This window comes from Acidobacteriota bacterium, assembly GCA_016700075.1.
Lineage (GTDB): Bacteria > Acidobacteriota > Blastocatellia > Pyrinomonadales > Pyrinomonadaceae > OLB17.
The window spans coordinates 1,441,708-1,456,789 of sequence record CP065000.1; the positions used below are offsets into that span (position 1 = coordinate 1,441,708).

Below are 15,082 nucleotides of genomic sequence, written 5' to 3' on the forward strand. Positions count from 1 at the left end.
CATGGCTTTGAATTCGTTTAGTTATTTTCTGCCCGATCAGATAGAAGGCGGTTTCCGCCGAACAGCTGCACAATGGCAGGTCGACGACAAGATCGCCGGGATCTGGCAGCGGGACGCAAGTGTATGGACCGGCAGCGGCGAAGAGAACTGGTTGGGCTGGCTTGATATTGTCGAAAGAGAGCTTGCGGACCTGCAGAAATACCGCAGCCTGCACGAGGATATAGAGACGGCCGGCTTCGAGCATATTCTCTTGCTTGGTATGGGCGGCTCTTCGCTGTGCCCTGAGGTTCTGGCAAACACTTTCGGTAAGGCACATTTTCACATCCTCGATTCCACCGTTCCCGCACAGGTGAAGGCGGTGGAGAACAAGATCAGCCTTGAAAAGACGCTTTTCATTGTCGCGAGTAAATCCGGCTCGACGCTGGAACCTAACTGTTTCAAGCAGTATTTCTTTGACCGCGTATCGCAAAGTTCAACCGAGCCGGGAAAACATTTCGTTGCTATTACCGATCCGGGCTCAAGAATGGAACAGGTCGCCCTCGATGACGGCTTTCGGCATATCATCTATGGCGAACCGACGGTTGGCGGGCGTTTTTCGGCATTGTCGCCGTTCGGGATGGCGGCCGCAGCAGCGATGGGGCTGAATGTTGAAGAATTCCTCAACAACGCGAGCCGAATGTCAGCAGCATGCCGAAACGGCGATCCGCAAAACAATCCCGGGGCATTGCTTGGACTGCTGTTGGGCGTCTGCCATAAAGCCGGACGCGATAAACTGACGATCTTCACATCGCCGGAGGTCGCAAGTTTGGGCGCGTGGCTGGAGCAGCTAGTCGCCGAATCTACCGGCAAGAACGGCGTTGCGATCATTCCTGTCGACGGCGAGCCGAAATTGGATACGGCGAAATACGGCGATGACCGCATTTTCGCATTTATCGCGACCGGGCATTCAATGGACTTCGACAAATTTGCGAAAGATCTGCAAAACGCCGGCCATCCGACCGTGTCGATCGAAATGCCCGATGTTTCTCGGCTCGCACAGGAATTCTTCCGTTGGGAATTCGCCACCGCGGTCGCCGGTGCGGTCATGGGCATCAACCCGTTCGACCAGCCCGATGTCGAATCCGCAAAGATCGAGGCACGTAAGCTCACCGACACTTATGAACAAACAGGTGCGCTTCCCGGCGAAACACCGTTCTACATCGAGGGCAACATAGGGCTGTACGCCGGCGAACAATACGCGTCGCAATTGACAGCGGAAGCGAACAAGCTTGCTGATATCCTTGCCGCTCATATCGGAAACATTCGTCCGGATGATTATTTCGCCTTGCTTGCATATCTGGAAATGAATACTGAACATTCAACTCTGCTTGGACATATCAGAAAGGCCGTCTTGGAACGATGTCATGCTGCGACCTGTCTCGGTTTTGGGCCTCGGTTCCTTCATTCGACCGGCCAGGCATACAAAGGCGGTGCGAACAATGGTGTTTTCCTGCAGATAACCGCCGATGACCCATTCGACCTGCCCGTGCCGGGCCAAAAATACACTTTCGGGGTCGTTGCTGCATCACAGGCACGCGGTGATTTTGAGGTCCTGGTCGATCGCGGCCGCAGAGCCCTTCGCATTCATCTCGGTCCTGATGTGAAAGCGGGGCTTGAACTGATATTGTCTGCGGTCTTGCCCTGAAAAATCGTTAAATTATGTAATACAAAGGCTTCTCGCTATACTGAAGTTTACGCCGATATTCGGCAGCAAATGGGAATGGAGCCTGACAAAGACGAACGAAAGGCGGATAACGGCACACCGCCCGAAGACCGTCGCCGCGGACCTCGTGGCAAGCACGTCATGATCGGTGCCCACGGCATTGCGTTCTTGTTCGGCCTCGGGCTTCTCGCTTTTCTGATCTACAACGTTGGGTATCAGAGCATACTCGAATCAGTTTCAAAGGTCGGTTGGGGATTCATTCCGATCTTTGCTCTGAATTTTATCCGCCACGTCAGCCGTGCCGCGAGTATGTACCTTGCTGTCGAACCCGAGCATCGAAACTTCAAATTCAGAAGCGCTCTTGCTGCCAGATTCGGCGGCGAAGCCGTGACCTTCTTTACATTCACGGGCCCATTCCTGGGCGATGCGGCAAAGGCCATGTTGCTTAGACGCAACTTGCCGCTGACCTATGGTGCATCTGCGGTCATCATCGACAATATCCTCTATTACTTGACGGTCATATTCATGGTCTTGGCAGGTATTGCTCTACTGGTTGCGACCTATGGAACGGGCGGAGAGGCGGTCGGACGTGTCCTGATCGGCACGGTCATCGTGTCGCTGGTGCTGTTCGCGGCATTCGTGCTTGCCATCAAGTATCGCGTTACGCCAACATCAAGTGCCATCTCGTACCTGGAAAATAAAGGCATTGCTCCAGCTTTCTTCATTCGGAAACAGAAGAACATAAGAGACGTGGAAAGCATCGTTTTCGATTTCTATCACGACAGAAAACGCGACTTTTTCATCCTTTTTGCGATCAGCATCGGCGTTCACATCATCAGTGTTATCGAGGTTTATCTGATCCTGCAGTTACTGGGTTTCACAGATGCCACGGTAGCGACGGCGTTCATTATCGAGAGTCTGACGAAGATCATAAACGCCGCGTTCGGCTTTATTCCGGGCACGGTTGGAGTTTATGAAGGAGGCAATGGACTTATATTGCGTATTCTCGGCTACACGACGGCCGTAGGTGTGGCATTGGCTCTCGTACGCCGCGGAGCGATCCTGTTGTCGACGGTCATCGGTGTCGGTGTGTTATTGTGGCGAACGGCAGAACGCGGAGCCCAAAAGATCGCCGAAGCAAAGGAACAAAGATCATCGTCGGCTGAATGACGAGTTGGAAGGTTTCGCTATCTCTGTGACTATTTTGCCGGGCATCGGCTGAAAACCCATTCCTCTCAGCTCTCTCGATGGCGCTCCCTGATCGTCAATGAATCCCATCAAATTCAGGATCGTCGGAGCGAAGCTCAAGCTGTCGTAAGGAGCGGCAACGGCGAGGCCCCGCGGGATTCCGGTACTGTCGCCGCCCGCGATCATGAACGTCGAGTTTGATGAAACGCGAAAGAACGATCCGTGATTTCCACCGGGATTGAATCCTCGAACGTCAAAATTCCAGTGATAGTTTGCCAGTATGCCGATCTCGGGCTCGGACATATCGCGTTGCCGCTGCCGGAAACGCTGTATCAGGACGCCGTCAGCCCCGATCGCTTCGGCCGGCGGCGGCAGCGGGTGGTGAAGCGTTTGTTCGACGATCGACATAAGAGCATTGGAATACCGTGTTTGATGAACGGCGTTCAGCCAATCGTTCTCAGTGTGCCAACGGCCGAGCCAATCGGAAGGCGATTCACCGCGGGTATCAAACTGAGCGTCTTCAAAATAGCGCAAAGGGTGGCCTTCCCGTGGCTCAAGAACGTCAAATTCTATCTTCCCGTCCTTGTTCTGCCGCAAACCGCCAACGGTCAAATATCGATAGCTCCGCTCACCGTTTGATGCAATGCGCGTCAGCAGCAATGCCTGTTTGCTGTCCGCCCCGGCAAGCCAGACCGCATCCTGATCAGTGGCATTTTCGTCCGACAAAACGCCGGCCAGATCGCGAGCCGGTATTCTAGTAACCGTAAAGTCGATCGGCCGATTGCCGATCTTCTCCTGAACATTGTTTCGGACACGCTGGCTTATGAGCAGATCAAAGTAATCGACCCTCTCGAAACTGCGTTCGTCGTCGATCATGCCGTCGCCCCCGACAACAAGCCCGGTCGGAGCAACACCGAAAACGTAATTCTGCAGCTGGTGGATCGAATTATGTTCACCCATAGCTCCGGGATGAACCAGATCGCGAATATTGAATTTTCCGGCTTTCAGCGCGTCCTGCTTCAACGAGAGCAGGCTGTCGAGGCTTCTCAGGTATGCTCGATTGTCCGCGAGCATTCGACGGTCAAGAGCCACCTGAGCAAACTCCCGTCGGGCCTGTTTGTCCAGCCCCAGTGCGATCTGTTCCAGGCTGAATTTCTTGGGATTCTTTTCCGCCTTCGCGGCTCGGGCAGCCGTCCAGCGGTCCAATGCCGCAAGTTCCTCTTTCATTTCGGCCGAAACACTTTCCCATTTTGAGCGATGCCGCCCGATCAGGTCCATGACCGACGCGGACGCGGCAGAAAGCATCGGCTCCCGGAGCCCGTTCTTTATCTGCTGCAGAAGTATGTGCAGTTTGTTCAGGTCGCTGTTTCTGAAATGCACGGTCGAGCGCTCATTTCCGTCGAAATCGACAAGCGCTGTCGGGTAATCCTGGCTTTGGCCATTGAGATATCGAGAGTCTTTGGAAACCGTTCTGATCAAAGGCGTCAGAGGATAGATCCCCTTTACACTGTATTCGAGGAGCAGACGGCGTTTGGTGACCGTGTGATGAGCACCGCCCTCTGCCCCTGCAAGCAATCGAACGATATTAAATCCCTGACTGTATGTTTCTTCGTCCGAATTGAAACCGTGATCGGAAACAAGGACCAATGCCGTTTCCGGCCCTCGTTTTGACGTTTCGATCGCGTTCCAAAACTGTCCGATGACTCGGTCTATCTCCCTTAGAGCATTGATGCGCGAAGGTCGGTCATTGTTGTGATGTGATATGTGGTCGAAGGACACGTCATAGTAGTCCATGTAATCGACATTATGCTCTCTCGTAAGAATTCGAATGATGTCGTGCGCGTTTTGATTGATGGTCGTTTTTCTGAACGGCAGCCCAATGGTCCATTCATCGAGAAAATCCGAGATATTGCCCGGATAGTGCTTAACAAATCCTTTTGCCAAGATCTCCCAATTGTTTCCGCGTTGGTAGAGCTGGTGGCTCTTGTAGCGCCGCTCATACGGAAATATGTCTGATATCAACGGCACCCCTAACTGATCCAGCACCTCGACCGCGGGCATATCGGCGTTCTGCTTGAAAGCGTAGTTCAGGTAATAAGGAAAAAAATTCAGATAATCGTAAGGATGCAGCGTATAGCGGTCGTATTCGACATTTCCTTTGACCTGCATATGTTGGCCCGTATCAAGCACGCCCCACGCCGGGCCTGAGATGCTGTAGCCGCGAGTATAGAAATTCGGGACGCGGGAGCCATTCTTATAAAAAACATGATCGATCCAAGGAAGCATCGACCGCCCGGTGCTCGGGTCGGTCTCTCTTACGAATTTATCGACATAATAGCTCGGCAACCCGTCGATCTTTACTATAACGATCCGCTTCACCGGCTGGCCCAGACCTTCTGCCGCTGACGCGAGGCAGAAAAGTATCAGCAATGACAAATTGAAGGTCCTAAAAAACTTCATCCTTCGATCCTGGGTAACTATTAAGGGAGAAGCCCGGCGATGATGCGGGAATCATGATCGGACATTTTCAGTCCTTCCGTTCGTGCTTTTCTCAGATAACGGGCCGTCTCGACCCGCCAATGGTCGTCAATATCGGGCGTCGAATATATCGCAAGCATTTGGCTTTTCGCTTCAGGATTATTGATGCGATAAAGCCCGGCCAACGCCCGTTCCCTGATGTCGGGCAGACGCGTTGCCTTGAAGATGGAGGAAATTGCCTTTGCGGTTTTTGCTGTCGCCTTTGATCCGCCTTCGGAAGCGATGAAATCAAGAGAATCCTTAAGTTGGGCGATATTGGAATCGATCTCGGGCCTAACTGACCGGGCCGCCGTTTCGCGAATGATCCGCTCGTGATATTGGAGACGCCTAGCAACGTCGATCATTGCAATATTCGCAGAATTGTAATTCTTTCTTTGTTTGTAATTGCCGAAGGTCAAAAAACTGATGAACGAATGAAAGGTACGCGACGCCGTTCCGCTCTTGAGGCGAGCCATTTCCTCTCGGCGGTCGTTTCGGATACGCTTCGCCAAGCCATCAGGACGTTCGGCATAGAGCATCAGGTTGCGGTACTGGAGCCGGGCGATCTGCAGTTCTACGTCGAGGTCATTCTGCCGCGGATTCAAGGTCGATGACTCTACACGTTTTGCCATCTCTTCACGCAAAGGAACCGAGAGCGAATCATCCAACGCGATCAGTGTCTTGAGTTGAGCGTAGGACCTTCGGCGTGATTCCTGGTTAAAGTCGGTCCCGCGTCGAGATGTAGTGAAATCCAACAGAAAACGCCCGAGAAAGTAGGGAACGCTGCTGAATTTCGACAGAGACAGCACGTTTCCGGTAACGTCATTCAGAACGCGGCGTGACATCTCTCGAAACTTCGGGTTTTTGTTATTGCGAAAATCTACAAGGATGACCGGGATCTTAGGATTGTCGAGCCCATAGACCGCAAGCGGGATCAGCGTCCTCGCCCGAGCGTTCGGGTGATCATGATCGACCTCCCTGTCCTGGTCGTCGTACCAGCGAGTTTCCATGTAGCCTTCCCACCTTTTCAGCGAGGGGTCGGTCCACGGGTCCCGAATGTTCAAGAACCTGCCGTCAAATTTCTTGTTTCGCCCCGCATTGATCTCCTCGCGGTCTGCCCAAACAATAGCGTGGGTCGCCGAACCGTCCGGCATCTCGATCGGATCGAATATCAATCCCTGAGCTTCTGTCTGCTGTCGTAAAAGCTCCCAATTATGACCCCGGTAATCACGCGTCAATGCGGTCTCTTTCTTTACAAGCCTGCCGAAATTCTCTGATTGCATCCTTCCGCCGAAAGGCTTGTTGTCAAGAATCAGCTTTGCCTGAATATCACTCAGGTCCTGATCGGAGAGGATCCGTTCGTTTTCCGCGTCCTGATATACGGTGAGCAGCGCCAATGCGCTGGCGATCGCCGCCTTCTTGTGATCGGAGCCATTCTGTCGATACTGCAGGATGCTGGATCGAGGAGCGATACTGAGGTCATTCACGATTATCCGCTTGAAGGCGATCCAAAATACCTGATCCCAGATCGATGGGTTCGGACGGTTCAGATCCACCAATGCAGGCGGCGGACCGGAACCGCTGACCTTCTTATTTCCGGCACGCGTATAAAAGAAGGGAACCGCGGATGCAACTTTCTGCCAAAATCCCGGTTCAGTATAGGTCAGCAGCCAAATATATCTCAGGCGGTCGTTCGCGGGGTCATTGTCATCTAGAGTGTCCTTGAAAATGCTGAATAGAGGTGTTTCGGAAACAATGGTCAGCCCTCCGTCCTTTGCAACATTCCTGGCAAAGATCGTAACCAGTTCTCCGCCTGCTACTATCTTGCTGTCAGTACGAAAGGAGGGTTCCGCGAGATCCGCAGGCTGACCGACCACTTGTGCCGCAGCGATCCCGGCAGAAATAAAGCACAGCAGGACGGAACCCGCCAGACAGGCGAAAGACTTCCGTGGATTCTTACAAATACGGATCATCGGTGTAGCAAAAGAATAATTACGCCTGAAGCCGGCCCCGAAAAACGGTAAGAACCTCTACGAATGAAACCCCGATCGCGTTCAGCAAGATAATGTGGTAGAGGCCGCCTTTTCCTGCCGCGATGGCTGCCGCCCAAGCTGCGAAAAGGACAATAGCGACCACTTTCAGCATATGCACCCAAAACAGCCCCGCTAAAGGGCGTATCCAAAGAGTTTAGCATTTTGACCGAACTTTCTCACAAACTCGGACACAGTTAGCAGGACGTTGCCTTGCCAAATCGTTACAATCAAATAGTATTGATGTAGCCGGCCCAAAAGAGGTTGCGGACTTAAATTCATTTTGCAGGATATGCAAAAAACAGAGACCCAGGCACCTCCCGCGACTGCGGGCATCTCTCGTGAAGAATTCCCCGAACCGCTGTTCTTCGCTCGAAACAGAGGTTTCGTTATCGTATTTCTGATGCTGACGCTGGCTGCCGGCTTCGCCTTTCGCACATACCAACTCGGCAGCGAAAGCCTTGGCGAGGACGAGATGAACAAGCTCGAGACCGTTCGTGAATATCGCGAGAATGGGCTTTCGGGCAAGAACGGCGAGCATCCTTTTCTAATGAAAGGCCTGCAAACGTTGAGTGTTTCGGCTGGCGAATCAATAAATTCCTCGCTCGGCACAAATATCCGCGAAGAGGCCGCACTTCGATTTCCGATCGCACTTTTCGGCACATTCACGTCGCTGCTTCTCTTCCTTTTGTTGACTGAGCTTTTTGGACGAAGCTACGGACTGATCGCGGCGGCAATGTGGGCTGTGGAGCCGATGGCGATCGGTTTTGACCGCGTCGCGAAGGAGGACAGCCTGGTTCTTTTCTTTTTTCTGCTGACCTGCCTTTTGTGGGTTAAGAGCCAGACCGCGGCTGAACACGATAACCCGCGTTGGCCCTTGAAAGCATGGGCCGCGGGCATCGCGTTCGCAGCTCTGATGGCGTCAAAATACTATCCGCACCTGCTCGCGGTACCCGCGGCCTATTACAACGCCTTCAAACACGTCGCCGCCAATAAATGGCATATGCGAGGAAAACGCTGGCTTATGTTTCTTGTGGTCATGGGGCTGGCTTTTTTGCTATTTAATCCCACAATAATGCTGCCTGAAACATGGCAGGAAATGGCGAAATTCTCCGGCGAAAAACGCATCGGCCATGACAGCTACGAATTCATGGGCTCACTTTACCGCAATCAGATGTCGGCGTGGCTGAGCGGCGTGCCGTGGACGTTTTACTACGTTTTCATTGCGGTCAAAACAACGCTGCCGGTGCTTGTTCTGTTCCTCGCCGGGCTGCCGCTGATGTTCCGAAAGAAAATGGGCGACGGCCGCTATTTGCTCGCGATCTGGGCATTTATGTGGTTTTTTCCGTTCACATTCCTTGGCGGAAAGTTCACCCGATATTTCACGCTGGCCGAGCCGCTGATACTGATCTGTGCAGCGACGGCATTCATCGCCGGCGTTTCGCTGGTCGCCGCAAAACTGCCGCTTAACGGGACAAAGCGGATCGCTTTTGAGACGGCAACGGTTGCTCTGCTGCTTGCCATTCCGATCGCGAATTCACTCGCCTACGCACCAAATTATCGAATGTTCACTAATGTCATCGGCGGTGGTCACGCGGCTGCGGGAACCTATTTCCCGCACGATGAATTCTACGACGCCGCAACCCGCGAGGCCGTCGATATTATCGCTGCGAAGGCCGGTCGAGACGCGACCATCGCGTGCGAGACGCCGGCTCTTTTCGACTATTACGCGGAGAAGCACGGCCGGAGCGACCTGCGTTTCATATCTTTGTCAGACCCGCTGGCAGTGTCGGAAATGCGAAACGGCGACGTCGTCCTGCTGACCTCAGGCAGGCGATACTTCAGCAACACGCGATATGAAGAATTTCTGGAGAATTCGGGGATGACGCCACCCGAAGCAACGGTGAGCGGCCGAACCGCGGTGAGAATATATTTCCTTGACGAAGGGCTCGCCAACTCCATCCGCGGGCTCGCCGTCAATCGTAATTGAGTGCCTCGACCGCGTCGAGCCGAGCTGCCCTCAGCCCGGGATACAACGCCCCAATAACGCCGCTCAGTATTCCGACAACGACTATCGTCGCCACTATCTGCGGATCTATGGCGACATTGAGTGTCGTCCATTTCGCAAGGGCAAGTTTCAGCAGATAGGTTGCCAGAACCCCGAAAATAACGCCTGCGATGCTAAGCAGTATCGCTTCTTCGACAATGGACATCGCGATGCCGACGTTGGACAAACCGAGGGATTTCAGCACTCCGATCTGCCGTGTTCTCTCAGTCACGGTCGTGTACATCGTCAGCAGAATTATCAACGCACTGATGGCTCCTGCAACTCCGATCACGACGTCCAGAAAAACGTTCAACGCCGGAAACCCCTGCATATAAAGCTCTTCCAGCTCACTCGTCAATATGATCTGATTGTCGGGAAACTTCGCGTTAAGTGCATCGCCGACCTGTTGCGGCGTGAAACCCTCTTTTATCTTGACCAGAAATGCCGAGGCTTTGCCCTCGGAGCCGAGCTGCGTCTGCATCGTCGAAAGGGGTATCTTTACACGCGCACCCGCACTTGGTTCATAAATACCTACGATCTCAAAATCGCGGTCGTAAATGCTGAACTTGTCGCCGACCTTTAGCTTGCGGTTTTGAAACCACGCCGTGTCGGCCATCATCTCGTCCTTGCCTTCTTCGAACTTGCGGCCCGAAACTATCTTCAGCCCCGCGACCTCACCATAAGCGTCATACGGGACACCGTCCACAAACCGGCTTCCCGTAAGGCCCTCTTTTGAAGAAACGCTGTTAGTTGCGATCGGAACAACCTTCGCGACACCTTCGACCGTTTCGACCTCTTTTGCCAACTCGACCGGCAGCCGCAGAGCATCTGCTCCGCTCAATCCCATACTGCCCGGAGCGCGGAACATTATCTCGGCTCCTACGGCAGACTCACGCGAAGCACGTTCGCGGATGGTGCCGTTCGCAAGCCCGACCGTGAAAACTATCAGCAAAATGCCGATGCCGATCCCGACCACGCTGACCAATGTCCGCGCAGGCCGATGCATCATATTTGAAACGACGAGACTGTTCATTCAAACAAAAAGCTGACAGCTATCGGCAAACAGCTATCAGCTATCGCTTTACCTCATTAATTATCTAAACCCCGACGACCTCTTCCTCTTCAACCAAATAAGGCGTGACGGCGGGTTTGTCGATGTCTTCTTCGAGCACCTTCGCGATCACGGGCAGCGAGAGCGAACGCGTCTTTTTGATCCCGGGCACTTCCTTGCCCTTGGCATACACTGCATGGCGGCCGTGCTCTGTGTACCATTCGGAAAGCGACGCGGTCTTGTGCATTTCTTCGATGATCTGCCGCCAGCCGACGCCGGTGTTGTATGCACAAAAGCTGATCTCGCCTTCCTGCGTGCCGTAAGGGATCACGCACATTTCCGTCCGGCGGAAATCGTAAGTGAATAGGTCCTGAAACCACATTCCCTCGACGCAGAGCACACGCCAAATGTCTTCTTCTTTCTTTTCGACCTGCATACGGTCGTTGCGGTCGCTGTTCGATGCTGCCGATGAAGGCTTGAAAAGATTGATGATCTGCGAGATCGGAAAACCCTCGGGAGCACGCGATGCGTCGTAATTTCGCATGATCGCCATCGCAAGCTGAGCCATCGTCAGCTTCTTGCCGCGGGCCGTATCGGTGATCTTCGCGACGTCCTTCATGAACTGCTCGTAGTTGAAGAACTCAAAAAGCGAACGCATCTCGTTCGTCTTTTTGTTAATCACCATTAGCGTAAAGATCCCGCAGTTCGGGTGGCAATTGCACGAGGACCAGCCCCACGGAGCATCGGCTCCCTGCAGCATATCCATCACCGACGTGAAAGCCGAATATGACGACAGCGGGAACCAATCACGCATCGGTTCGAGCACACCGCCGAGCTGATCCTTAAGATCGTGTGTCATTCCGGCAAGCGTATAACGCTGCTGCATACGGTCTTTGTCCGAAACGTCCTCATCACGTCCCGTGAACGAGACGGGCTGAAATGCAATGGTCTGAACCTTGTCAATATTCTCGGCAGCGAATTTCACGATCGAGCCGATGCCCTGATTGTTCCACGAGTTGACGATCGTCGTAACGAGCGTAACCTTGATGCCGACCTCGGCGAGGTTTTCGATCGCTTTCAGCTTAACGTCAAACAAATTCCCTACGCCACGATGTTTGTTGTCCTCTTCGTTAGTACCGTCAAACTGCAGGTAAACGCCATGCTGGCCGGCCTCTTTTGCAGCTCTGCAGAATTCGGGGTCCTCGGCATATCGAATGCCGTTCGTCGCGGCGAGGATGCGGTAAAAACCGATCTTCTTTGCATACGCAACAGCGTCCAGAAAGAATGGCGATAGCGTGGGCTCGCCGCCGGAGAACAAGATGATTATCTGGCGCCGCGGCTTGAACGAAACTGCCCTGTCGAGGATCGCCTTGATGTCTTCGAACGTAGGTTCGTGTACATAGCCGACCTGATTCGCATCCATGAAGCACGGATTGCACATCATGTTGCAACGGTTCGTCAGATCGACGGTCAACACCGCTCCGCGCCCGAACTTGATATCTGAGGTGCCGTGATGATGGACGTGCTTGTCCTCGGCGGCCTTGAAATCGCGGCCAAAGAAAAGATCCTCGATGCGCTGCAAAAACCTGGCGTCCGTCGCAAGCACGTCCTCATACATACCGTGCGTCGGGCACTCCTTTCGCATGATAACCTGGCCGTTCTCTTCGACGATCTGTGCTTTGATCTCGCCGGGATGCGAGTTCATGAGGATATCCAGCGGAATATCGCCCGAGATCACGCCGTTGCGGACTTGTTTAACGCAGGCAGGACAGAGCGAATCAGTCTCTCGCGGAAAACCGAGCGGCGGCGATGTGCGTTCGTACGATTTCAGAAGCGGCTCCGCGGCCCATTTCGGCTGTATCGACTTGCCCTCGGGCAAAACTGTATTAACCGCCTGAAACGCCTTCCAGCCGATGTCCGCCGCCTTTGACAGCGCCTTCGAACCGGCCATTCCCTTGGTCTTCCCTTCGCCTCGTCTGAAATTATCGCTGAACATAATGGTTCTCTCAAATAAATTGAAATATTAACAAAATTAGCAGTTCATTGAAATGTTTCGAGATATTTGACACCTGCACCCGTATTGAAGAATACGACCCTTTCGCCGCCCTTTATGAAGCCAGTGGCGATGAGTTTTCGCAGGGCGGGCAGGCACGCTGCTCCTTCCGGAGCGGTAAAGATACCGGTTGCAGCTCCGATCTCGGCAACAGCGGCAACCAGTTCATCGTCAGTTACCGCGACAGCCGTTCCACCCGATGCACGCAGCGCGTCGAGTATCAAAAAGTCGCCGATCGCCTTTGGCACGCGTAATCCCGAAGCGACGGTCGCGGCATTTTCGAATTCATCAGCAAAGCGTTCGCCTGCATGAAAGGCCCGCACGATCGGGGCACAGGTATTAGACTGCACCGTGACCATCCGCGGACGCTTCGGCCCGACCCAACCCATTTCCTCCATCTCGTCGAACGCCTTCCACATTCCGATCAGACCCGTCCCACCGCCTGTCGGGTAGATGATAACGTCCGGCAATTTCCAGTTGAATTGTTCAGCCAGTTCGTAGCCCATCGTCTTTTTGCCTTCGACGCGATAGGGCTCTTTCAGCGTAGAGACATCGAACCAGCCCTCCGTATCTTTTCGCTCAGCGACGATCTTTCCGCAGTCTGTGATCAAGCCGTCGATTAGCGTCACATTCGCTCCGGTCTGCTCACATTCGACGATGTTCGCTCGCGGCGTATCGGCGGGCATGAAGATGTGTGCTTCCATGCCGGCCTTCGCAGCATACGCCGCCATCGCTCCTGCCGCATTTCCGGCTGATGGCACAGCGGTCTTCTTCACGCCGAGTTCCTTTGCCATTGAAATGGCGGCGGTCATGCCGCGAGCCTTAAAAGACTGCGTCGGGTTTTGGCCTTCGTCCTTTATGTAGAGATCGACAGCTGTAGGCAGCGTTGCAGCCAACCGATCCGATTTGAATAACGGCGTCCAGCCCTCGCCGAGCGAAACGATGTTCACATCGTCAACGACCGGTAGAACCTCGCGATACCGCCACAGCGAATCAGTGCGCATGGGCAGGCTTTCGGGCGTCAGAGTCGCCGCCGCTTTTGCCAAGTCATATCGGACAAGCAGCGGTTTTCCGCACTCGACGCAGAGGTTCTGCAGTAAGTTCGCATCGTGCCGAAGCCCGCAAAGGGCACATTCGAGATGGGTGACATTCATTCGAGCATTCTAGCCCGACCAAATGTTGATGGCTACTTTGAAACGAATTCTCTGACCAAATTGATCATCGCGTTCACGCCCAGCGATATCGTGCCTGTTCTTACACCATCTTTCCAGTCGTTGCCGCGTGGATACCATGTTTCGGCCGCGATAGTGTTCGCCGTATAGGTACCGACTATTCGCGAAACACCGATCGTTCGTTTGCCGTTGGGCCTGCGAGCGGTCACTGTCGATAGCAGAGCGTTCCCAACTCGCGAACCGACCGTCTTTTTCTCGCTCTTATAATAATGGCTGTCCAGCTTGAGAGCTTCGTCGAGTCCGTACGTCACGGAGTTTCTTATGACGCTCCGCCCAAAATTTGACGCAACACGCTTTCCGAAACCTTTCGTGTTCTTTTCCCAGCCTTCAGGAGAGCCTGTTGCGGTCCCGACACCCGCACCTGCTGCTATCCCGACCCAGGCATATGGCCCGACAGTATCTGTTACGAAATGTTTGAATCTCTTCTCAGCGTCAGGGCGCTCATAATGGTCACTTTGGGCTGAGAGCGTGCCTGCACTTAAAAGGATAAAAAGAGCAAAAAACAATGAGCTTTTCATACCCGAATGCTTTCGCATCCCGGTATATTTCAGTTTCAGCGTTGCAGCATTGGAATTATTGCTTTGTAGATGTTTTCCATCATAAGCCGTGTTCCTTCGGCATTCGGATGGATACCGTCGGCCTGATTCAGGTCTTTGTTGAGAGCTATACCTTCGAGGAGGAACGGCAGGAATTCAACTTTGTGTTCGCTTGCAAGGTCCGGAAAAGCAGTAACGAACTCGCGTTGATAATCCGAGCCCATGGTCGGCGGAGCGAGCATGCCGCAAAGCAGGACCTTCACATTCTTCGCCTTTGCACGCCTGATCATCTCGGCAAGGTTCGACTTCATCTTCGAGACCGGCATTCCGCGCAGCAGGTCATTGGCGCCGAGTTCAAGAATCAATATTTCGACCCCATCCTGTTCGAGGGTCCAGTCGATCCGCTCCAGACCGCCGAGGCTCGTGTCACCCGAAACACCCGCGTTGATGACCTCGTAATTATAGCCGTCGGCACGCAGACGCTCCTGCAGCAAATAAGGGTACGATTCCTTTTCTGACAGGCCGAAACCCGCAGTAAGGCTGTCGCCGAATGCGACGATCTTCGGCAGTTTGGGCTTTGCTTCCGTGTTTGCGGCACGCCGCTGCCGCGGTTCACCGGGAGCCGAGCTGCCCGCACATGCACCGATCATGAGTGCGAGAAAAATGAAACCCGGAAGGGCAAAATATCGAATATCTCTGAGGTGCTTCATTGGCTGTAAATACGAT

General features: G+C 53.6%; 11 protein-coding genes. 3 read left to right on the top strand and 8 right to left on the bottom strand.

The window, feature by feature from the left end; genetic code table 11:
- Position 1 precedes the first annotated feature (1 nt).
- Both IPM50_06445 and IPM50_06450 read left to right on the top strand, forming a co-directional pair.
- Entirely contained in the window at positions 2 to 1,684 is a 1,683-nt protein-coding gene (locus IPM50_06445; GenBank protein ID QQS34203.1) for a bifunctional transaldolase/phosoglucose isomerase, read from the top strand.
- Positions 1,685 to 1,753: 69 nt separating this feature from the next.
- Positions 1,754 to 2,872: a flippase-like domain-containing protein gene (locus tag IPM50_06450; GenBank protein ID QQS34204.1), complete on the top strand. Its 1,119-nt coding sequence runs from the start codon at positions 1,754 to 1,756 to the stop codon at positions 2,870 to 2,872.
- On the opposite strand, the gene IPM50_06455 is transcribed toward IPM50_06450, so the two are convergent.
- Genes IPM50_06455 through IPM50_06465 form a run of 3 tightly spaced genes read right to left on the bottom strand, consistent with a single transcriptional unit; the run spans position 2,855 to position 7,552 of the window.
- On the bottom strand, positions 2,855 to 5,350 hold the full coding sequence (locus IPM50_06455; GenBank protein ID QQS34205.1) for an alkaline phosphatase family protein: 2,496 nt from the start codon (positions 5,348 to 5,350) through the stop codon (positions 2,855 to 2,857). The genes IPM50_06450 and IPM50_06455 overlap by 18 nt on opposite strands.
- A gap of 20 nt (positions 5,351 to 5,370) precedes the next feature.
- Entirely contained in the window at positions 5,371 to 7,380 is a 2,010-nt protein-coding gene (locus IPM50_06460) for a hypothetical protein (GenBank protein ID QQS34206.1), read from the bottom strand.
- Between the two features lie 19 nt (positions 7,381 to 7,399).
- Complete coding sequence (locus IPM50_06465) at positions 7,400 to 7,552, bottom strand: hypothetical protein (GenBank protein ID QQS34207.1); 153 nt, start codon at positions 7,550 to 7,552, stop codon at positions 7,400 to 7,402.
- A 177-nt stretch (positions 7,553 to 7,729) separates the two neighbouring features.
- On the opposite strand from IPM50_06465, the gene IPM50_06470 reads away from it, so the two are divergent.
- Positions 7,730 to 9,427: a glycosyltransferase family 39 protein gene (locus tag IPM50_06470; GenBank protein QQS34208.1), complete on the top strand. Its 1,698-nt coding sequence runs from the start codon at positions 7,730 to 7,732 to the stop codon at positions 9,425 to 9,427.
- Here the strand turns inward: IPM50_06470 and IPM50_06475 are convergent.
- From IPM50_06475 to IPM50_06495, 5 genes are all read right to left on the bottom strand, one after another.
- The gene (locus IPM50_06475) at positions 9,414 to 10,517 is read right to left on the bottom strand and encodes an ABC transporter permease (protein QQS34209.1); all 1,104 of its coding nucleotides are present in this window, start codon (positions 10,515 to 10,517) and stop codon (positions 9,414 to 9,416) included. The genes IPM50_06470 and IPM50_06475 overlap by 14 nt on opposite strands.
- A 64-nt stretch (positions 10,518 to 10,581) precedes the next feature.
- Entirely contained in the window at positions 10,582 to 12,531 is a 1,950-nt protein-coding gene (locus IPM50_06480) for a radical SAM protein (protein QQS34210.1), read from the bottom strand.
- Positions 12,532 to 12,575: 44 nt separating this feature from the next.
- Complete coding sequence (locus IPM50_06485) at positions 12,576 to 13,742, bottom strand: threonine synthase (protein ID QQS34211.1); 1,167 nt, start codon at positions 13,740 to 13,742, stop codon at positions 12,576 to 12,578.
- A gap of 32 nt (positions 13,743 to 13,774) precedes the next feature.
- Positions 13,775 to 14,338, bottom strand: coding sequence for a hypothetical protein (locus IPM50_06490; protein QQS34212.1), 564 nt, complete (start codon positions 14,336 to 14,338; stop codon positions 13,775 to 13,777).
- Between the two features lie 35 nt (positions 14,339 to 14,373).
- The gene (locus IPM50_06495) at positions 14,374 to 15,066 is read right to left on the bottom strand and encodes an arylesterase (GenBank protein ID QQS34213.1); all 693 of its coding nucleotides are present in this window, start codon (positions 15,064 to 15,066) and stop codon (positions 14,374 to 14,376) included.
- Positions 15,067 to 15,082 lie beyond the last annotated feature (16 nt).